At 70.0% G+C, this 18768-nt stretch carries 14 protein-coding genes and 1 pseudogene; 7 read left to right on the plus strand and 8 right to left on the minus strand.

Features of this window, described 5'->3' with window-relative positions:
- Positions 1-97: 97 nt before the first annotated feature.
- The 3 genes from groL to J5226_RS00285 form a co-directional block, all read right to left on the minus strand.
- Entirely contained in the window at positions 98-1738 is a 1641-nt protein-coding gene (gene groL, locus J5226_RS00275; protein WP_215837870.1) for a chaperonin GroEL, read from the minus strand.
- 152 nt (positions 1739-1890) lie between these two features.
- Positions 1891-2178: a co-chaperone GroES gene (locus J5226_RS00280; RefSeq protein WP_215837871.1), complete on the minus strand. Its 288-nt coding sequence runs from the start codon at positions 2176-2178 to the stop codon at positions 1891-1893.
- A gap of 391 nt (positions 2179-2569) precedes the next feature.
- Positions 2570-3373, minus strand: coding sequence for a helix-turn-helix transcriptional regulator (locus J5226_RS00285; RefSeq protein ID WP_215837872.1), 804 nt, complete (start codon positions 3371-3373; stop codon positions 2570-2572).
- A gap of 96 nt (positions 3374-3469) precedes the next feature.
- On the opposite strand from J5226_RS00285, the gene J5226_RS00290 reads away from it, so the two are divergent.
- The 4 genes from J5226_RS00290 to J5226_RS00305 all read left to right on the plus strand — a co-directional run bounded on the left by J5226_RS00290 (position 3470) and on the right by J5226_RS00305 (position 7409).
- On the plus strand, positions 3470-3724 hold the full coding sequence (locus tag J5226_RS00290; protein ID WP_215837873.1) for a hypothetical protein: 255 nt from the start codon (positions 3470-3472) through the stop codon (positions 3722-3724).
- A 286-nt stretch (positions 3725-4010) separates the two neighbouring features.
- A complete protein-coding gene (locus tag J5226_RS00295) occupies positions 4011-4382 on the plus strand; it encodes a cupin domain-containing protein (protein WP_215837874.1) in 372 nt (123 codons plus the stop codon).
- A gap of 596 nt (positions 4383-4978) precedes the next feature.
- Complete coding sequence (locus J5226_RS00300) at positions 4979-5389, plus strand: helix-turn-helix transcriptional regulator (RefSeq protein WP_215837875.1); 411 nt, start codon at positions 4979-4981, stop codon at positions 5387-5389.
- 217 nt (positions 5390-5606) lie between these two features.
- Positions 5607-7409 (plus strand): endonuclease, encoded by a 1803-nt coding sequence (locus J5226_RS00305; protein WP_215837876.1) that lies wholly within the window; start codon positions 5607-5609, stop codon positions 7407-7409.
- Between the two features lie 381 nt (positions 7410-7790).
- Here J5226_RS00305 and J5226_RS00310 read toward each other — a convergent pair whose 3' ends face one another.
- The 3 genes from J5226_RS00310 to J5226_RS00320 form a co-directional block, all read right to left on the minus strand.
- Positions 7791-8450 carry an ankyrin repeat domain-containing protein gene (locus tag J5226_RS00310; protein ID WP_215837877.1) on the minus strand — a complete coding sequence of 220 codons (660 nt, stop codon included), beginning with the start codon at positions 8448-8450 and terminating at the stop codon, positions 7791-7793.
- Positions 8451-8733: 283 nt separating this feature from the next.
- On the minus strand, positions 8734-10233 hold the full coding sequence (locus J5226_RS00315; protein ID WP_215837878.1) for a hypothetical protein: 1500 nt from the start codon (positions 10231-10233) through the stop codon (positions 8734-8736).
- A 159-nt stretch (positions 10234-10392) separates the two neighbouring features.
- Positions 10393-11403: an NAD(P)-dependent alcohol dehydrogenase gene (locus J5226_RS00320; RefSeq protein ID WP_215837879.1), complete on the minus strand. Its 1011-nt coding sequence runs from the start codon at positions 11401-11403 to the stop codon at positions 10393-10395.
- A gap of 103 nt (positions 11404-11506) precedes the next feature.
- On the opposite strand from J5226_RS00320, the gene J5226_RS00325 reads away from it, so the two are divergent.
- Together J5226_RS00325 and mprF are read left to right on the plus strand one after the other, a co-directional pair.
- The gene (locus tag J5226_RS00325) at positions 11507-12427 is read left to right on the plus strand and encodes a LysR family transcriptional regulator (RefSeq protein ID WP_215837880.1); all 921 of its coding nucleotides are present in this window, start codon (positions 11507-11509) and stop codon (positions 12425-12427) included.
- 160 nt (positions 12428-12587) lie between these two features.
- Positions 12588-15173 (plus strand): annotated as a pseudogene (gene mprF, locus J5226_RS00330) (bifunctional lysylphosphatidylglycerol flippase/synthetase MprF); the annotation flags it as partial.
- 50 nt (positions 15174-15223) lie between these two features.
- On the opposite strand, the gene J5226_RS00335 reads toward mprF, so the two are convergent.
- Complete coding sequence (locus J5226_RS00335) at positions 15224-16666, minus strand: AcvB/VirJ family lysyl-phosphatidylglycerol hydrolase (RefSeq protein WP_215837882.1); 1443 nt, start codon at positions 16664-16666, stop codon at positions 15224-15226.
- Between the two features lie 157 nt (positions 16667-16823).
- On the opposite strand from J5226_RS00335, the gene J5226_RS00340 reads away from it, so the two are divergent.
- Positions 16824-17489 carry an SH3 domain-containing protein gene (locus J5226_RS00340; RefSeq protein WP_215837883.1) on the plus strand — a complete coding sequence of 222 codons (666 nt, stop codon included), beginning with the start codon at positions 16824-16826 and terminating at the stop codon, positions 17487-17489.
- Positions 17490-17606: 117 nt separating this feature from the next.
- Here J5226_RS00340 and J5226_RS00345 read toward each other — a convergent pair whose 3' ends face one another.
- Positions 17607-18701: an aldo/keto reductase gene (locus J5226_RS00345; protein WP_215837884.1), complete on the minus strand. Its 1095-nt coding sequence runs from the start codon at positions 18699-18701 to the stop codon at positions 17607-17609.
- Positions 18702-18768: the final 67 nt, after the last annotated feature.

Below are 18768 nucleotides of genomic sequence, written 5' to 3' on the forward strand. Positions count from 1 at the left end.
CGCCGAAGCGCGGCGCGGTTGTCGGCGCGAGTCGGCGCAAAAAAAAACCCCGCCTCGCGGCGGGGTTTTTCGTTTCGCGCGAACGCGAACGGCTGGATCAGAAGTCCATGCCGCCCATGCCGCCCATGCCGCCGGCGCCCGGCATCGCCGGCTCGTCCTTCTTCGGCAGCTCGGCGACCATGGCTTCGGTCGTGATCATCAGACCGGCGATGGAGGCCGCGTTCTGCAGCGCGGTGCGGGTGACCTTGGTCGGATCCAGGATGCCGGCTTCGATCATGTCGACGTACTCGCCGGTGGCGGCGTTGTAGCCGTAGGCGCCCTTGCCTTCGATGACCTTGTTGAGGATGACCGACGGCTCTTCGCCGGCATTGGTCACGATCTCGCGCAGCGGCGCTTCCATCGCGCGCAGGGCGATGGCGATGCCGTGGTTCTGGTCTTCGTTGATGCCCTTCAGACCGGCGATCGCGGCCTTGGCGCGGATCAGCGCGACGCCGCCGCCCGGGACGATGCCTTCTTCCACGGCCGCGCGGGTGGCGTGCAGCGCGTCTTCGACGCGAGCCTTCTTTTCCTTCATCTCGACTTCGGTGGCGGCGCCGACCTTGATCACCGCAACGCCGCCGGCCAGCTTGGCCACGCGCTCTTGCAGCTTCTCGCGGTCGTAGTCCGACGAGGTCTCTTCGATCTGCGCCTTGATCTGCTTGATGCGCGCTTCGATGCCCGAGCTGTCGCCGGCGCCGTCGATGATCGTGGTGTTTTCCTTCGAGACCTGGATCTTCTTGGCGCGGCCGAGATCCTTGATCGTGGCCTTTTCGAGCTGCAGGCCGACTTCCTCGGAGATCACGGTGCCGCCGGTGAGGACGGCCATGTCTTCCAGCATCGCCTTGCGACGGTCGCCGAAGCCCGGCGCCTTGACGGCGCAGACCTTGACGATGCCGCGGATGGTGTTGACCACCAGGGTCGCCAGCGCTTCGCCTTCGACTTCCTCGGCGACGATCAGCAGCGGCTTACCGGCCTTGGCGACGCCTTCCAGCACCGGCAGCAGGTCGCGCACGTTGGAGATCTTCTTGTCGTGCAGCAGGATGAACGGGTCGTCCAGTTCGGCCTGCATCGACTGCTGGTTGTTGATGAAGTACGGCGACAGGTAGCCGCGGTCGAACTGCATGCCCTCGACGACGTCGAGTTCGTTTTCCAGGCCCGAGCCGTCTTCGACGGTGATCACGCCTTCCTTGCCGACCTTGTCCATCGCCTGAGCGATCAGGTCGCCGATGTTGTGGTCCGAGTTGGCCGAGATCGCGCCGACCTGGGCGATTTCCTTCGAGGTCGAGGACGGCTTGGACAGCTTCTTCAGCTCGACCACGGCCTCGGTCACGGCCTTGTCGATGCCGCGCTTGAGGTCCATCGGGTTCATGCCGGCGGCGACCGCCTTCATGCCTTCGCGGATCAGCGCCTGGGCCAGCACGGTCGCGGTGGTGGTGCCGTCGCCGGCGTTATCGGAGGTCTTGGACGCGACTTCCTTCACCATCTGCGCGCCCATGTTCTCGAACTTGTCGGCCAGTTCGATTTCCTTGGCGACGGACACGCCGTCCTTGGTGATGGTCGGCGCGCCGAAGCTCTTCTCGAGCACGACGTTGCGGCCCTTCGGACCGAGGGTGGCCTTGACGGCATTGGCGAGCACGTTGACGCCGCGCACCATCTTGGCGCGAGCGTCTTCACCGAAACGAATTTCTTTGGCAGCCATTGTTGCGAACTCCAGGAATAGGGAAAGAGGGGATAGAGGGAGCTAAAAGGAATGGAGAGGACGAAGCGGGCGGGAGGGGATCGGGGCGGTCAGCGCATGCGCTAACGACATTCCCTGTTCCCTTCGTTCCCTGTTCCCGCTTCGGCTCCCACTCAGCCCACGATCGCCAGAACGTCGTCTTCGCGCAGGACCTTGTACTCGACGCCGTCCTGCTTGTAGCTGCTGCCCGCGTACTGGCCGTAGATGACCTTGTCGCCGACCTTCAGCTGCGGCGCGCGCACGCTGCCGTTGTCCAGCGCCTTGCCCGGACCGACGGCGACGATTTCGCCCTTGGTCGACTTTTCCTTGGCGGCGTCGGGGATGATGATCCCGCCGGCGGAGACTTCGTCGGCTTCGATCGGCTTGACGACAACGCGGTCGTAGAGCGGCTTGAGATTCATGGCGACCTCTGTAAGTAGTTGAATTGGTGGAGAAAGGGCGGAAATTTTAGCAGTCGTTCGCGGCGAGTGCCAATGCCGGGGACAAAAGCGCCCGGATCGACCGGGACTCGACGGGAGATAAGGCGCCTCGGACGGGTTTCAAGGGGGGCGCGACGAATCCTGCGCCGGGTCGGTGACAGCCGTCGGACTGCGGGGGCTTCGGCGGGCGGGAAGGCGGTTGCGCCGGAGGCGTTCGACCGGCGTCCGTGGCCGGCGAATCCCCGGGCCGGCGGAGGCTGGCGAGCCCAGGCTCGGCGCGCTCTTATCGGGATCGGCCCGGGTTCCAGACTTCAAAGGCCCGAGCGCCGCGGCCGCAGCCCGACGCATCCGCGCCCCGCGGCGCGGCGCCGGCTCACCCGCCCTGCAGATCGCGCAGGTACTGGCTCGGCGACGCCCCCAAATGGCGCCGGAACATCGCCGCGAACGCGCTGACGCTGTCGTAGCCCAGTTCCAGCGCCACCGCCGTCACCGCCTCGCCCGCCGCCAGCCGCTCCAGCGCCCGCAGCAGCCGCGCGCGCTGGCGCCATTGCAGCAGGCTGTAGCCGGTCTGGGCGGCGAAGCGGCGGGTCAGGCTGCGCTCGGACAGGTGCGCGACCTCGGCCCAGGCGGCCAGGCCGCGCGGGTCGGCCGGCCGGTCGGCCAGGGCGCGGGCGACCCGCAGCAGGCGCGGATCCTCCGGCATCGGCAGGCCGAGCCGGTCGGGGCCGGCGCCGGCCGCGGCCAGGGCGATCTCGTCGAGCAGCACCCGCGCCAGCCGGTCCTGGGCCGGTTCCAGCCTCACCTGGACCGGCCACTGCGCCGCCCGTTCGACCGTCGCGCGCAACAACGGCGACACGGCCAGCGCACAGGGTTCAGCCGGCAACGCGGCGCACGCCGCTTCGGCCACGTACACGCTCCAGCCGTCGAAGGCCGGCCCGTGCGAACGCAGCGAGTGCGGCTGCCGCGGCGGCACCCACACCGCGTCGCTGGCCGGCACCAGCCACACCCCGCGCGCGGTGCCCACGCTGAGCAAGCCGCGATGGGCGCCGAACAACTGGCCGCGCGCGTGCGCGTGCTCGGGCGTCTCGCGCACGCCTTGCGCGCTCAGGCGCAGCGCGAGCAGGAACGGTGCGTCGACGGCGTCGAGACGTTCGCGCGCGAGCAAAGGATCGGACATTGGCCGGAACGCGATGGCGGATGGCCGGGGCAACGTAGCAGAGCCGGCGCGCGCGGCCCAGCATGGGCGTCGCCCCCCCAACGCAGGAACCGCGGCATGCGCGCTCAAGACATTCTTCCCGAACTGCAGAACGAAGTGCGCGTCGGCGGCCTCGTCGCGCGCAAAGGCTCGGTCGCCGCGTTTCTGGCCAACGCGCGCGTGCTGGCCGATCCGGCCGCGCCGGCCGAAGCGCGCGCGCAGGCCGAGCGCGATACGCGGGAGCTGTTGCCCGCGCTGCGCGCGCTGGGTTTGTTCGAGGTGATGGACGTGCGCGATCCGCGGGTGCGCGCGTGGGTGGACGCGCAGCCGTAACCGCATCTCGCGCAGGCGGCCGCCCCCCCTGTAGGAGCGGCGCGAGCCGCGACCGCGACACCGCATACGCCGGCGCCACTCGACCCGCGCGTGCAGGTTTCCGGACTCCATGCCGGTCGCGCCGGAGCGTGCGGTGTCGCAGTCGCGGCTCGCGCCGCTCCTACAAGGGGCAACCGCGGCTACATCGCGCGCATTCATCCGATCACCGCATCGGCATGACGCCTCCGCATGACGACTCCGTGGTATCTACTGCGCTGCATCTCCCAGCCCATCGCCAGGAATCCCCATGTCCGCCACCTCCCCCGCCCGCATCGCCGCCTCGCTCGCCGAACTGTGGTCGCCGCGCGTCGTCGCCGAAGTCGACGACGCCTACGTCAAGGTCGCGCGCGTGCACGGCACGCTCGCCTGGCACGCGCACGCCGACGAGGACGAAATGTTCTACGTGCTCAAGGGCCGGCTGCGCATCGAGATGGAAGAGCGCACGGTCGAACTCGGCGAAGGCGAGTTGTTCGTCGTGCCCAAGGGCGTGCGCCACAACCCGGTCGCCGACGAGGAATGCCATCTGCTGCTGATCGAGCGCAAGAGCACGCTGCACACCGGCGATGTGGCGACCGAGAAGACGCGCTCGATCGACGAGCAGTTGCGGCCGGTGGAGTGAGGCGTCGCTCCGAACCGGAGCGACAACATTCTCGCGGCCGAGCATTCGCGCGGCCGCCAACGATTCGTTGCGAGGCCGGCAGTTCGGCGGCGATGAGCGCGGCTCGCGCGCTGCGTCCCGAACACCGACGGAACGCTGACCCGAACGCGTCCGTGGAACGCTCTCGGGTCCGACGCCTTCCGCTCCGCGGCGGCATCCGCACCAACGAGCGGTGGCCCCCCCCCGCCAACGAAACGAACCCGCAAAAGAAAAGAGCGCGTCCCGTGGAACGCGCTCTTTGGTGCGGAGACGGCAGTCCTACGCATGGCGCTCTCCCGCGCCCTTTCCCCCGAACCGACGTCGTGTCGTGAGCCGACGTCCGTATCAGCGTGCGGCCATCTTCCGAAGTCCTTCCTACACTTGCCACTCACATTTACGCGCCGGAACGCTACTTCCGTTAGCTCGAACGCTTGTTCGAGCCGGCAAGCTCTTGTAATCATTGCCTCGCCACCGCGGCGACGACAGCGAAAGCGCACAGGCTCCGGCGTCTATCGCTCACCCTGCGACTATCGGTAGCAAGCCGCTGAAAACCCCTGAAATTCTGCGCAGGAGGTCACATGACGCCACAGCAGCGCATCCGTCTGGCCCGCCGCCACGCCGGCCTTTCCCAGGCCGCGCTCGGCGCCGCCGTCGGGGTCCAGCGCAGCGCGGTCGGGCATTGGGAATCGGCCCAGGGCAAGTTTCCCAGCGTCACCCACCTGCGCGAAGTCGCGCTCGCCACCAGCGTGCAGTTCGAATGGCTGGCGACCGGGCGCGGGCGCATGAACCTGTCGGCCGACACGGCGATGGATTCGGTCGCCGCCGCCGACGCGCTGTTGATCGACGACGCACTGGAACTGCGCCTGATCGCCGCGTTCCGCGAAGCGCCGGCGCGCGCGCGGGTGCCGCTGGTGGAAATCGCCGAGCAATTGGCGCAATCGCGCACCGGCCGCAGCCGCGCCTTGGGCAAGGCGCGCGGCGGCGCGTGACCGGCGGCAAGCGCGGGCAGTGCCCGCGGTCGCAATCGGATTCGTCATTGCGCGACCCGGGTCGCGCTTTTCCTGTCCGCCGATGGCCGCGCGTCGCGGGCGATGTCACAAAGGCTGGATAGACTCGAACGCGCGTCCTGGGGAGGGCGCGTCGTCACCCCGTCGATCGCCGCCTCCTGCACGCGGCCGCGCGACGCCAATCACAAGGAGCCGTTTGATGCGCAAGTCAGTTTCTGGCTGTTCTCTCGTTTCGCGTGTGCGCCGCGCCAGCGCGCTGTCCCTCGCCGTCGCCGCGCTGCTGCCGTCGATGGCCTCGGCCGCGGTGTTCGTCAACGAATTCCATTACGACGACGCCACGTCTTCCGGCGACGTCGGCGAGCGCATCGAAGTGGTGGCCACGGCCGGCGAAACCCTCAGCGACTACCGCATCGTGCTCTACAACGGCTCCACCCCGTCTGCGGCGACCCAGTACGACAGCGACCTGCTGCCGGCCGGCAATCTGGTGACCTGCGGCGGCACCGTGCGCATTTCCACCCTGAGCTACCCCACCAACGGTTTGCAGAACGGCCCCAACGACGGCTTCGCCCTGGTCGACGGCGCCGGCAACGTGGTCCAGTTTCTCAGCTACGAAGGCCAGATCACCGCCAGCGGCGGCGCGGCCTCGGGCAAGACCAGCGTCAACCTGCCGGTGTCCGAATCCGGCTCCACCGCGGCCGGCACCTCGCTGCAGCTGTCGGGCAACGGCAGCCAGTATTCGAACTTCGCCTGGCAGAACTCGGCCACCCAGACCTTCGGCGCCTGCAACAACGGCCAGACCTTCACCGGCGCGCCGGCCAACACGCCGCCGAGCGTGGTCTCGACCGTGCCCAGCGCCGGCGCGACCAACTTCCCGGCCGCCGGCGACCTGTCGGTCAACTTCAGCGAAGCGGTGAGCCTGGCCGCCGGCGCGCTGACTCTGCAGTGCGCGACCTCCGGCGCGGTGACCCTGACCTACCCGGCCAGCGGCACCGCCATCACCGCGTCCACCGGCACCGCGCTGCACGCCGGCGAGGCCTGCACCTTCACCGTGGTGGCGAGCAAGGTCGCCGACAGCGGCGGCGCCGCGCCGGCCGCCAACACCGTGGTCAACTTCAACGTCGCCAGCGGCGGCGGCACGCCGACCGGCTACTACAGCCACGTCAACACCTCCAGCGCCAGCCAGCTGCGCTGCTCGCTGCACGAGACGATCAAGGGCCACACGGTCTATCCGTACAGCGGCGGCACCACCAACACCTGGAGCATCCTGGAGATCGCCGACGAGGATCCGAACAACTCCGGCCGCATCCTCGACGCCTACCGCAACCGCAGCTACGTCAAGGTCAGCGACCGCGCCGGCAGCGGCAGCGGCCTGAAGTACAACCGCGAGCACAGCTGGCCGAACTCGCTGGGCTTCGGCACCACCACCGGCGACAAGGGCTTGCCGAACGCGCCGTACACCGACACCCACATGCTGTATCTGACCGACTCGGCCTACAACGCCGACCGCGGCAACAAGCCCTACGCCAACTGCTCGCTGAGCAGCGGCTGCGGCGAGCGCGTCACCGAGGTCAACAACGGCAGCGGCGGCGGCAGCGGTTCCTATCCGGGCAACTCGAACTGGTTCAAGACGCCCGACGGCAACGGCGGTTCGTTCGAGGTGTGGGGCAAGCGCAAGGGCGACATGGCGCGCGCGGTGATGTACATGGCGATCCGCTACGAAGGCGGCGCCGACGCCAACACCGGGCAGAGCGAGCCGGACCTGGAGCTGACCGACGACCGCAGCAAGATCGTCATCACCTCGTCCTCGCCGGCCTACATGGGCTTGCTGAGCACGCTGCTGCAGTGGCATCAGGCCGACCCGCCGGACGCCGCGGAAAAGGCCCGCAACGAAGTGGTCTTCAGCTTCCAGGGCAACCGCAATCCGTTCATCGACCACCCGGAATGGGCGACTTCGGCGTTGTTCACTTCGGCGAAGCCGGCGAGCTGCCAGTTGATTCCGTGATCGTTCGCTGATCGACGGTAACGACGAACGCCCGCATTCGCGGGCGTTCGTTTTTTTGTGGTCGCCGCGGCAGTTGCGGCGGCTACCGCGGTTGCGATGGTTGCGATGGTTGCGATGCCGAGTTTGAATCCAGGCGCGAAGCGAGCATCCGCAATCGCGTTGCATCGCATCGCCTCCCGCGCTAGCGCAGCGCGCTCCGCCCCTCAACACCGCCCGGCAAACACCGATTGCCAGCGCCCCACCCGCCGTCATCCCCGCGAACGCGGGGATCCAGGGCTTCATCCAGGCATAAGCCGCGAAACCTCACGCAACGCCAGCGCCCAAAAAGAAACGCCGCCGCGAGCCGCGACGGCGCATCAGGAAACCACGCAACGCCCCGCCTCAGCTCTGCACGCCGTCCTCGATCGCGATGTGGTGCGCGCGCAGCCAATCCTGGATCGCGTTCAGATCGCGCTTGGCCTCGCCCTTGAGCAGGCGTTCGTCGCCCATGTACAGATAGCGCTGGAACGTCGCGCCCGCGCGGTCGCGCGCATGCGGGTCGGCGCCGGCTTTCAGGAACGCCAGCACCGACGCGGTGTCGTTGATCTGCGCCGCCAGCAGCAGCGCGGTGCCGCCCTGGCGGTCGGCCGCGCCGAGGTCGGCGCCGGCGCGCAGCAGCCGTTCGATGTTGTCCTGGCGCCGCGCCTTCAGCGCCGAAAACAGCGGCGGCGCGCGGTTCACCGCGTTCGGCGTGTTGGCGTCGGCGCCGTCGGCGAGCAAGCGTTCGAGGAAGTATTCGCTGGAGGATTCGGCCGCGGTGTGCAGCGCGCTGGCGCCGGCTTCGTCGTGGCGGCGGTAATCCGCGCCGGCCTTCAACAGCGCGTCGAAGCCGGAGCGGCTGCCGCTGCGGATCGCCCATTGCAGCAGCGTGGTGCCGTGTTCGCCCTGGGCGTTGGGATTGCCGCCGGCGGCGATGAGTTCGCGCAGCAGTTGGGTGTCGCCCTCGCGCACCGCCTCGGCCAACTGGGCGTTGCCGCTGGCGGCGAAGATCTTCTGGGTCATCGGATCGGGTCCTTGTCGTGCGCAGGCGGCGCAAGCGGCCAGCATCAACGCGCCGAGCAACGCGGCGCGCGGCGCCGACAGCGGCCGGCGCGCGACGCGGGGTTCGGCGGGAAGTCGGCGGGAAGTCGGCATGGGCTCAGCATAGGTCAGCGTTCGCGACGGCCGCAACGCGGCGGCCGTGCGCGTTCGCGCGATGCGCGCGCCCGGGGCGGCGCGGATGCGCGGCGGGCTCGGGCTCGGGATCTGGATCTGGATCGAGATCGGAACCGGCGCACGCGCCGGTTCAGAACCAGCTCTTGACCCAGTTCACGCCGGACTCGACGCCGTCGCTGATGCCCTGGCCCACGTCGCCGGCCAGATCGACCACGCCCTCGCTGACCGTGCCCAGGCCGTCGGCCACCCACTCCACCGTGTCGCCGCCGAATTCGGCGACCGTGTCGACCACCTCGCCGGTGCCCTCGACCACGCTGGCCAGACCGTTGAACGGCGTCTCCAGTCCGGTGAACTCGCCCAGGTCGCGCAGTACGCCGCCGCCGAAGTTGGTCACGTCGGTGGACAGGTCGCCGATCAGATTGAGCGTGCCCTTGCCCATGTCGCCGACGGCGTTGAAGCCGCCTTCGATCACGTCGCCGGCGATGTCGAAGCTGCCTTCGACGTAATCGCCCTGGGCGAACTTGGTGTCGATGGTGGTGTTGATGTCGTCGACCTTGTTGGAGACGTCGTCGATCACGTCGCTGACCATTCCCGAGCCGTTCTCCAGGATGCTGCCGACGCCGTTGAAGACGAATTCGGCGCCGCGTTCCAGGGTCTTGTCTTCGAGCTTGTCGCCGTTGAAGAACAGGCCGTCGGGGCGGTACGGGGTTTCGCTGCGCAGCGCCTCGACATACGACGCGCCGTCGCCGCCGCCGCCGTGGGTGGCGGCCGGATCGAACGGCGAGATGCCGTCGGGGATGTCGACGCGGAACTCGCGGCCGACCGCATTCGGCGCCATGTTGAGGATCGGCACGTCCTGCTGGACGGTGTTGAGCGGTTCGTAGTTCACCACGTAGCGGCGGATCTGGCCGCTGTCGGAGACCTCGCCGCGCACCGCGTTGGGGTTGAAGCCCATGTCCTCGAGCGTGTCGTTGCTCAGGCCGGAGGAATTGAAGGTGACGCCGGCCGAATCGGTGGCCAAGGTCGCCGCCGAAGCGAGGCCGCCGCCGAGCGACTGCCCGGCGAAGGCGACGTTGCCGTCGCCGAACACCGCCTCGGCGCGGCGGCCCAGCGCCATCGCCTGGCTGTATTCCTGGGTCTGGAAGCCGGCGCCCTGGCCGAGGTTGTCGTCGGAGTCGCCGCCCTCGCCCACGCCCCAGTCGTTGGTGCCGGCGAAGGCGACCACGTACTGGCCCTTGTCGTTCTGGTAGATCGCCGCGCGGAAGCCGCTTTGCGGGTCTTCCAGTTCGGACGGGTCGATCGGAATCTCGCGGCCCTGGTTGTCGACCAGATGATCGCCCTGCGGTTGCAGGCGGTCCCAGCCGGCGGCTTCGAGCTCGGCGCCGGACTTGGTGCCGGTGGCGGCGGCGTTGCCGGTCGCGTCGGCGGGAATCTGGGTGTAGACGTCGTTGGCCATCTGCGCGAACTGCAGATCGGTGCCCTGCTTCGGGTCCTTGCCGGCGATCTGCCCGGCGAAGCTGCCGTCGCCGTGCGGCAACGGATCGGGCTTCGGCGGCGGCGGCGGCGGCGGGGGAGGCGGCGGCGGCGGGTTGTAGCGGACCGCGAAGTCGCCGAACCGATCGTAGATCATGGTCTTGTCCCCTGCTCGATAGCGTATGGCTACCATGCGCCCGCGCATCGGGGGACGGAAAGCTGGGACGGACCCTAGGCAAAACCGCGCCGGACGGGCGTTTCGCCCCTCCGGCACGCGCGGCCTAGGGTTGGCCGCAGGTCGTCGCCTGTTCAGGATTCAGTCGAACAGCACCACCGGCTTGCCCGGCGTGCGCGCGCCGGCCACCGAGGCGATGGCGCGGGCGCCGTCGTCGAAGCCGAAGCGCTCGCCGACCACCGGCGCGATCCGGCGCGCGGCGAGTTCGTCCAGGTACGCGCGCAAGTCGGCGAGGCTGCCGACGCTGACGCCGTGCAGGTTGAGCTGGTGGGCCATGATCGGGCCGATCAGATTGCCGGCCACGTCCATGCTGTCGAGGAAGCCGATCAACGCGATATGCGCGTTGTCGGCGGCGGCGCCGAGCAGCGACAGCAGTTGCTGGCCGCCGACGACATCGACGATGCCGTCGACGCCGCGGCCGCCGGTCAGCGCGCGCACCGCGGCGGGCAGGTCGGGCGTGGCGCGGTAATCGATCGTCGCGCGCGCACCGAGCGAACGCAGCAGCTCGGCCTTGGCCGGATCGCCGGTGGTGGCGATCACGTCGTGCCCGCGCGCCGCCGCCAATTGCAGCGCCATCAGCGAGACGCTGCCGCTGCCCTGCACCAGCACGCTGGCGCCGGGCGCGAGTTCGAGCTTGCGCAGCGCGCTCCAGGCGGTGAGGCCGGAGACCGGCAAGGTCGAGGCGGCCGCGTCGTCCAGATAATCCGGCACCCGCGCGACCGCGTTCGCCGGCAGCACGATCCAGCGCGCCAGCCAGCCGTCGAGCGGGCCGCCGAGCTTGCTGAGGTGGTTTTCGGATTTGAACGGGCCGTCCAACCAGGCCGTGGTGTAGTGGCCGATCACCCGCTCGCCCAGGGCGAAACCGCTCACGCCCGCGCCGAGCGCGTCGATCCGGCCGACGCCGTCGGACAGCGGCACGAACGGGCGCGGCAGCTCGGGCTGGTAGCGGCCGATGGCCAGCGCGTAATCGCGGTAATTGACCGAGGCGGCGGCGACGCGGATGCGCACCTCGCCCGGGCCGGGCTGGGGTTCGGGCAGATCGACGCGGCGCAGGGAATCGAGGGTGATGCCTTGCAGCTGGAAAGCGTCCATGACGGGCTCCGGGACGGGCTGGGGTCGGGACGCACAGACTATTGTTGAGCATCGAACCGATATAGGATCGCGCCAACAACTCATCATTGAGCGACTCTCAATAATGATCGGCGGCCTGTATTCCGAGCTCGAAGCCTTCGAGGCGATCCTGCGCCACGGCAGCTTCACCGCCGCCGCGCGCCAGCTCGAAGTCACCCCCGGCGCGATCACCCGCCGGCTCAGCGCGCTGGAGGCGCGCCTGGGCGCCAAGCTGCTCAACCGCTCGACCCGGCGCCTGAGCCTCACCGAGGAAGGCCGCGACTACTACGCCGAGGTGGCGCCGGCGCTGGCGCAGATCCTCGCCGCCGGCGAACGCGCGCGCGACCGCGCCGCGCAGCCGCGCGGCGAGCTGCGGGTGTCGCTGCCGATGAACTTCGGCCGCATGTACGTGATGCCGCGCCTGGGCGAGTTCCTCGACCGCCATCCCGGCATCGCCCTGGACGTGCAGTTCGACGACCGCTACGTCGACCTGATCGGCGAAGGCTTCGACTGCGCGATCCGGATCGGCGCGCTCGCCGATTCGCGTCTGGTCGCGCGGCGCATCGCCCAGACCCGGCGCATCCTGGTCGCCGCGCCGGCGTATCTGGCCCGGCGCGGCGCGCCGGCCGCGCCGGAGCAGCTCGCCGAGCACGACTGCCTGCACTACACCTTGTTCCGCGATCACCCGACCTGGGAATTCCACGGCCGCGGCGATCCGCTGCGGATTCCGGTGCGCGGCCGGCTGCGCGCCAACTACGGCGTGCCGTTGGTCGATGCCGCGCTGCGCGGCGACGGCATCCTGCAGACCGCCACGTTCGCCGTCGCCGAGGAACTCGCCGCCGGCCGGCTGGTCGAGGTGCTGCCGGATTGGTGCTTGCTGCCGATCGGCATCCACGCGGTGTATCCCGGACGCGAGTACCGGCCGCGCAAGGTCGAGGCGTTCGTGGCCTTCGTCGAGGAAATCATCGGCGCGCCGGCGGTCTGGGACCGCATCCTCGCCGGCTGAGCGCGCGTCGTTCCGACACCGCTCGAAGGCGCCCTCGCCGATAATCCGCCGCCGGCGATTCCTCGACCGGTTACTCACCGATACGAACCATCCGCCCGCCCATCATTCCGTTTTAGCGCGGTTTGCTGAAAGCTTTCTCCACCTTCGCCGCCCCCGCCGCATGAGCTCCCAACCCGCCGCCCCCGCGCCCGCCGCCGCAACCGCCGCCGCTTCCAACTGGCGCCGCGCCCTGTCGATGCTCGCCAGTCTGGCGATCCTGGCCTTGGCGCTGCACGCGCTGGCGGGGGAGTTCACCGAGCACGGGTATCGCTCGATCAAAGAGGCGTTCCGGCAGATCGACTCGCTTCGCATCGCCCTGGCGTTTGCGCTCGGCCTCGCCAGCTACGGCTGTTTGGTTGGATTCGACGCCATCGGCCTGCGCCGCAACTCGGCCAAGGTCAAACCGGTGCGGCTGATCCTCACCGCGTTTCTCGCCAACGCGGTCGGCCACACCCTCGGCTTCGCCGCGCTCACCGGCGGCGCGGTGCGCCTGCGCGGCTACGGCGCAGCCGGGCTGTCGCTGGCCGACATCGGCCAAGTGGTGTTGATGAGCACGCTCGGCTTCGTGTTCGGCGCCTGGGTGCTGCTGGCCTGCGCGCTGGTGTTCGAGCCCGCGCCGGCGGCGCTGTTGCTGCCGCTGAGCGAAGACGCGATCCGCGTCGCCGGCGGCGCGGTCGCCATCGCCTTTCTCGCCTTGTTGATGCTGGTCGGCCGCGACGGCCGCACCCTGCGTTTCCGCGAACACGCGCTGTGGCTGCCCGACCGCCGCACCGTGCTCAGCGTGACCGCGCTGAGCGTGGTGGAACTGGCCTTGGCCGGCGGCGCGCTGTACGTGTTGCTGGCGCCGTCGATTCCGGCCGCGTCGGGGACGAGTTTCGTCGGCTTCGTCGGTTTGTATTTGGTGGCGGTGTTGGCGGGCTTGGTGTCGAGCGTGCCGGCCGGCATCGGCGTGTTCGAGTGGAGCCTGCTCAAGCTGTTGCCGAACGTCGCACCGGCCAGTTTGCTGGCCGCGGCGCTGGCCTACCGCATCACCTACTACGCCGCGCCGCTGGTGCTGGCGACCGTGCTCGGCCTGTTCGCCTCCGCGCGCGGGCCGGTCGCGCAGAGCGCCAGCGCGCTGCGCACCGGCTGGCTGGCGGTGCGGCCGTGGCTGCCGCACGTGATCGCGCTGGCCGCGTTCGTGCTCGGCGCGGCGCTGATCCTCGACGGCACCTTGCCCAAGCCGCAGCATCGTTTGAGCCACGCGCCGCTGCCGCTGATCGAAACCTCGCAGTTGCTCGCCAGCCTCGGCGGCGTCGGCCTGCTGCTGATCGGCCAGGGCTTGCAGCGGCGCAGCCACGCCGCCTGGGCGCTGGCGCTGGGCGTGTGCATCCTGCTGCCGCTGCCGTCGTGGCTGCGCGGCGGCCACTGGCTGCTGGCGCTGGCGCCGCCGCTGGTGGCGCTGGCGCTGTGGGCGGCGCGGCGCGAGTTCTACCGCCAGGGCGCGCTGCTCGACGAGGCGTGGTCGTGGCGCTGGCTGCGCAACCTCGGGCTGGTGCTGATCGCCGCGATCTGGCTGCTGTTCTTCGCCTACAGCCACGTCGAATACCGCAACGAGCTGTGGTGGGAATTCCTGGTCTCCGGCAACGCGCCGCGCGCGCTGCGGGCGATGCTGCTGGTCAGCGTGGCGGTGATCGCGTTCGGTCTGGCGCGGCTGCTGCACGCCGCGCGCACCGCGCTGCCGGCGGCCACCGAGGCCCAGCTCGAGGACATTCGCCCGATCCTGGCCCAGGCCGAGGACAGCCAGGCGCACCTCGCGCTGACCGGCGACAAGGCGCTGCTGCTGGATCCGCAGCAGCGCGGCCTGATGATGATGCAGCGCTACGGCGGCTCGCTGATCGCGATGGGCGACCCGATCGGCCCGCCGGAGGTCGCGCGCGAGCTGATCTGGCGCTTCCGCGAAGAAGCCGACCGCATGGGCGTGCGCCCGGTGTTCTACCAAGTCGGCGAGCAGCATTGGCAGACCTATCTCGATCTCGGCCTGACCCTGGTCAAGCTCGGCGAAGAAGCGCTGGTGCCGCTGACCGACTTCAATCTGCAGGGCGCCAACCGCGCCGACCTGCGCCAAGCCTGGAACCGCGGCAAGCGCTCGGGCCTGAGTTTCCGCATCGTGCCCGCGGACCAAGTCGGCGCGCTGCTGCCGGTGCTGGAAGAGATTTCCGATCAATGGCTGGAGCTGAAGTCCGGCGAAGAAAAAGGCTTCTCGCTCGGCAGCTTCGACAACGCGTATCTGGAACGCCTGCCGGTGGCGCTGATCGAACACGAGGGCCGCGTCGTCGCCTTCGCCAACGTGTGGAACGCGACCAACGGCCGCGAACTGTCGATCGACCTGATGCGCCACGCTGCCGAAGCGCCGAAGGGCACTATGGATTTCATGTTCGCCGAGTTGCTGCTGTGGGGCCGCGAACACGGCTTCGAACGCTTCTCGCTCGGCATGGCGCCGCTGTCGGGCCTGGCCCAGCACCGTCTGGCTGGGCGCTGGAACCGCTTCGCCAATCTGATCGCGCGCCACGGCGAGCGGTTCTACGGCTTCGTCGGGCTGCGCCGGTTCAAGGCCAAGTTCGATCCGGTCTGGCGCACCCGCTATCTCGCCGCGCCGGGCGGCATGCATCTGCCGGCGGCGCTGCTCGATGTCACCCGCTTGATCTCGCTCGACCCGCGCCGCCACGACGACGGCGAGCGTTTGGTCGCCCGTTTCCCGCGCAGCGCGCCGGAAACTCAGGGCGAGGCCGGCGCGGCCCCCGCGGCGATGCCCGCCGCCGACAGCACCCGCGCGGCGACGCCGTCGTAATCGCCGTCGACGTGGTGATCGCCGTGCATCTTCTCGATCCGCACGCCGCCCGCGGGCAAGCGCGGGCATAGCGCGTCGGCGTCCTCGCTGCCGTAGATGCACAGCACGCGCGGCGCCGGCATCTGCGCCACTTGCGGCGCGATCGGCAGGCCCTTGCCGCTGCTGCCGATCCAGTTGCTGAGGTGGAATTCGTATTCGGCGTTCTGCCCCGGCGACATCAGCGCGGTCAGCCGCACCGAATCGCGGGTGGCTTCGGGCAACTGGTTGTAGGCGCCCGGCAGCACGTCGGCGCCTTGCGAGAAACCGATCAGGATCACCCGTTCGCGTTTCCACTGCGCGCGGTAGTAACGCACGATGCGGTCGAGATCGACGCCGAAGCTCTGCGGCGTGCGCGGGGTCCAGAAGTAACGCAGCGAATCGATGCCGACCACCGGCACGCCGGCTTCGGTCAAACGCTTGCTGATGCTCTTGTCGACGTCCGCCCAACCGCCGTCGCCGGAGACGAACACGGCGAAGGTGTCGGTGTTGCCGCCGGAGCGCGCCGGCAGTTCGTTGACCGGCAACCCGGCCAGATCCGCCGGCGGCGGCGGCAGGCTGGCGTGGCGCTGCGCGCCGAGCGAGGCCAGCGCCGCGCGCAGGCCCGGCAGCGCGTCGCCGCGCGCGGTGCGCTTGAACGTGCGCGCCTGCGGGATCGCCTGCACGAAGGCATCGACCTGCGCCGCAGGACACGCCGCCGCGGCGCCCGCCTGCGCCGACGACAGCCACGGCACTTGCAGCGGGCGCGGCTGCAACTGCGCGTGCGCGCCCTGCGTTTGCAGCTTCAGCGAGCCGGTCGGGCACAGCGCCTGCGGCAGGCGCAGGCTCGGGCAGAACCCCAGCGACACCGCGCCGGCGAACAGGCCCGCATTGCCCTGCGCGGCGATGGCGTAGGCGAACGCGGCGCCTTCGCCGTCGCCGATCAGCAGCGGCAAGTGATAGGTCGGCAAGCGGTAATAGGCCTGCACGTAGCGCGAGAAATTCTCCACGTCGCCGGACGAGAAATTGCACTTGCCGCCGTCCTTGCGCAGCACCGCTTCCAGCGCGGCCATCTCGACGGTGACCACCATCGCCCCGTCGGCGGCCAGCGCATCGACCCGGGTCTTGCGCGCGGCCGCGTCGAGGCCGTCGGCGAACCACATCACGAAGCGCTTGACCTCGCCCTGCGGCAGACGCACCGGCGTGCGCACGAACCGGCCATGAGTGATTTCGCCGGCGGACGGCGTCGCGGGCGCGGCCGTCGCGGGCGCCGACGACGCGGCCATCGCCGGAACGAAGCAAAGCGCGCACAAGGCGGCGGCGAGAACGGTCGGGAAGCGAAGCGGCGCGCGCATGGGGATCTCCTGGGTGCGCCACCTTATACCGGCGAAGGTGTCGAGAGAATGCGCCGGCGCGGCGTTTCGCCGCCGCCTCGGCCGCTCGCGCGACGCGGCCGGCGCTTATGATCGGCGGGCCCGCCCCGGGCGCGACGCCACGCAAGGAGCCCGTCCCATGCCACGCACGGCCATCACCGCCTTCGCCGCCACGCTGCTGCTCGCCGGCGCCGCCTTGTCGGCGCACGCCGCCGCGCTCGCGCCGCCGGCCGGCGAAACCGCCTGCAAGTTCGGCGCCTTCGTCAGCGAGACCGATCCGGCCGGGCTCAACGTCCGCGCCGGCCCCGGCACCGAGCACAAGGTGCTGGGCACCTTGCCGCCGATGCGGCCCAGCAGCGAGATCGAATCGTTGCAGGTGCGGGTCGAAGTCGAGGTCGTCGCCGGCCGCGGCGGCTGGTTCAAGATCCGCGGCGCGCGCGACAACGACGCGCTGTTCGACGGCCCGCAGCGGCCGATGTTCAAGGGCGAGGGCTGGGTCAGCGGACGCAAGCTCACGGTGAAGTCGCAGGCCGGCGTCGGCCGTGCGCGGCCGGAGGCGAAGGCGCCGGCGGTGCTGGTCGGCCACGACGGCATCGTGTTCGACAGCGACGCCTTCGTCGCCTCGGGCCAGTTGGCGGGCTGCTCCGGGCGCTGGGCGCTGGTCGAGTACGGCCCGCTCGATTTCGAGGGCGACACCGAACTGGAGGTCAAGCCCGCGGCCAAGACCGGCGTCGAAGGCGGCCGGTTCCGCGCCTGGGTCGACCGGATTTGCGGCTTGCAGGAAACCAGCTGCGACGGCGTGTGACGCGCGAAGGCCCGCGGAGCCGATGCTCCGCGCGGTGAGCGCGAAGCATCGGGCCTGCAGGCCTTCCTACGATCCGACCGCGCCGGCGCGACGCTGAGCCTCGCGCCGGCGCCGCGCTCATCCGCGCAGCGGCGGCGTCACTTCGCCGAACATCACTCCGCGCACCATCGGCGACTTCAGGAAATCGTGCGGGAAGCCGAGCTCGATCCGGCTCGCTTCGTCCAATCGCGCGCGTTGTTCTTCGCTGAAACGGACCTCCAAGGCGCCGAGGTTGTCCTCCAACTGCGCCAGCGTGCGCACGCCGACGATGGGCGAGGCGACCGCGGGATCGAGCAAGGTCCACGCCAGCGCGACCTGCGCCGGCGTCTTGCCCAGTTCCGAGGCGACCTGCTTGACCGCGTCGGCGATATCCAGCGCGCGCGGCGTCAACGCGCCATGGCTGGCGGCGACGTTCTTGCGCGTGCCCACCGCTTCGGGCACGCCGGCGCCGAGGTCCAGATCGGCGCGGCTGTACTTGCCGGTCAGCACGCCCATGCCCAGCGGCGACCACGGCACCACGCCCAGGCCCAGTTCGCGCGCCATCGGCATCAGATCGCGCTCGACCGTGCGTTCGATCAGGCTGTACTGGATCTGCAGCGCGATCAGCGGCGACCAGCCGCGCAGGTCGGCGATGGCCTGCATGCGCGCGACCTGCCACGCCGGCGTGTCGGAGATGCCGACGTAGACCAGCTTGCCGGCGCGGACCAGATCGTCCATCGCGCGCAGCACTTCCTCGACCGGCGTGGTCTCGTCCCAGGCGTGCAGGTACAGCAGGTCGATGTAGTCGGTGTCGAGCTTGCGCAGGCTGTCCTCGACCGAACGCACCATGCTCTTGCGCTGGTTGCCGCCGGCGTTGGGGTCTTTCGGCCGCGCGGTCAGGGTGTACTTGGTGGCGATCACCAACTCGTCGCGGCGGCCCTGGGCGAACTGGCCGACCAAACGCTCGGAGGTGCCGCCGGTGTACTGGTTGGCGGTGTCGATGAAATTGCCGCCGCGCTCGACGTAGGCGTCGAAGATGCGGCGCGCCTCGGCTTCGTCCGCGCCCCAGCCCCAGTCGGTGCCGAAGGTCATCGCGCCCAGCGACAGCGGCGAGACGCGCAGGCCGGAGCGGCCGAGCAGGCGGTAATCGGTGAGCGAGGACGGCAGGGCGGCGGCGGTGCGGGCAGTGCTCATGGAGGCGTCTCCGGTGGGAATGGGCGCATCCTGCGCCGCGCGCACTACTGCGTTAATCCGGCATTGT

Origin of the sequence: Lysobacter sp. K5869, from assembly GCF_018847975.1 — a bacterium.
Lineage (GTDB): Bacteria > Pseudomonadota > Gammaproteobacteria > Xanthomonadales > Xanthomonadaceae > Lysobacter.

What these genes read in the sequence shown, in the direction of transcription:
- J5226_RS00310 (WP_215837877.1), bottom strand. Translation starts at nt 8,450, where the DNA reads ATGACCCAGAAGATCTTCGCCGCCAGCGGCAACGCCCAGTTGGCCGAG.
- J5226_RS00285 (WP_215837872.1), bottom strand. Translation starts at nt 3,373, where the DNA reads ATGTCCGATCCTTTGCTCGCGCGCGAACGTCTCGACGCCGTCGACGCA.
- J5226_RS00345 (WP_215837884.1), bottom strand. Translation starts at nt 18,701, where the DNA reads ATGAGCACTGCCCGCACCGCCGCCGCCCTGCCGTCCTCGCTCACCGAT.
- J5226_RS00280 (WP_215837871.1), bottom strand. Translation starts at nt 2,178, where the DNA reads ATGAATCTCAAGCCGCTCTACGACCGCGTTGTCGTCAAGCCGATCGAA.
- groL (WP_215837870.1), bottom strand. Translation starts at nt 1,738, where the DNA reads ATGGCTGCCAAAGAAATTCGTTTCGGTGAAGACGCTCGCGCCAAGATG.
- J5226_RS00320 (WP_215837879.1), bottom strand. Translation starts at nt 11,403, where the DNA reads ATGGACGCTTTCCAGCTGCAAGGCATCACCCTCGATTCCCTGCGCCGC.
- J5226_RS00325 (WP_215837880.1), top strand. Translation starts at nt 11,507, where the DNA reads ATGATCGGCGGCCTGTATTCCGAGCTCGAAGCCTTCGAGGCGATCCTG.
- J5226_RS00300 (WP_215837875.1), top strand. Translation starts at nt 4,979, where the DNA reads ATGACGCCACAGCAGCGCATCCGTCTGGCCCGCCGCCACGCCGGCCTT.
- J5226_RS00315 (WP_215837878.1), bottom strand. Translation starts at nt 10,233, where the DNA reads ATGATCTACGATCGGTTCGGCGACTTCGCGGTCCGCTACAACCCGCCG.
- J5226_RS00335 (WP_215837882.1), bottom strand. Translation starts at nt 16,666, where the DNA reads ATGCGCGCGCCGCTTCGCTTCCCGACCGTTCTCGCCGCCGCCTTGTGC.
- J5226_RS00305 (WP_215837876.1), top strand. Translation starts at nt 5,607, where the DNA reads ATGCGCAAGTCAGTTTCTGGCTGTTCTCTCGTTTCGCGTGTGCGCCGC.
- J5226_RS00340 (WP_215837883.1), top strand. Translation starts at nt 16,824, where the DNA reads ATGCCACGCACGGCCATCACCGCCTTCGCCGCCACGCTGCTGCTCGCC.
- J5226_RS00295 (WP_215837874.1), top strand. Translation starts at nt 4,011, where the DNA reads ATGTCCGCCACCTCCCCCGCCCGCATCGCCGCCTCGCTCGCCGAACTG.
- J5226_RS00290 (WP_215837873.1), top strand. Translation starts at nt 3,470, where the DNA reads ATGCGCGCTCAAGACATTCTTCCCGAACTGCAGAACGAAGTGCGCGTC.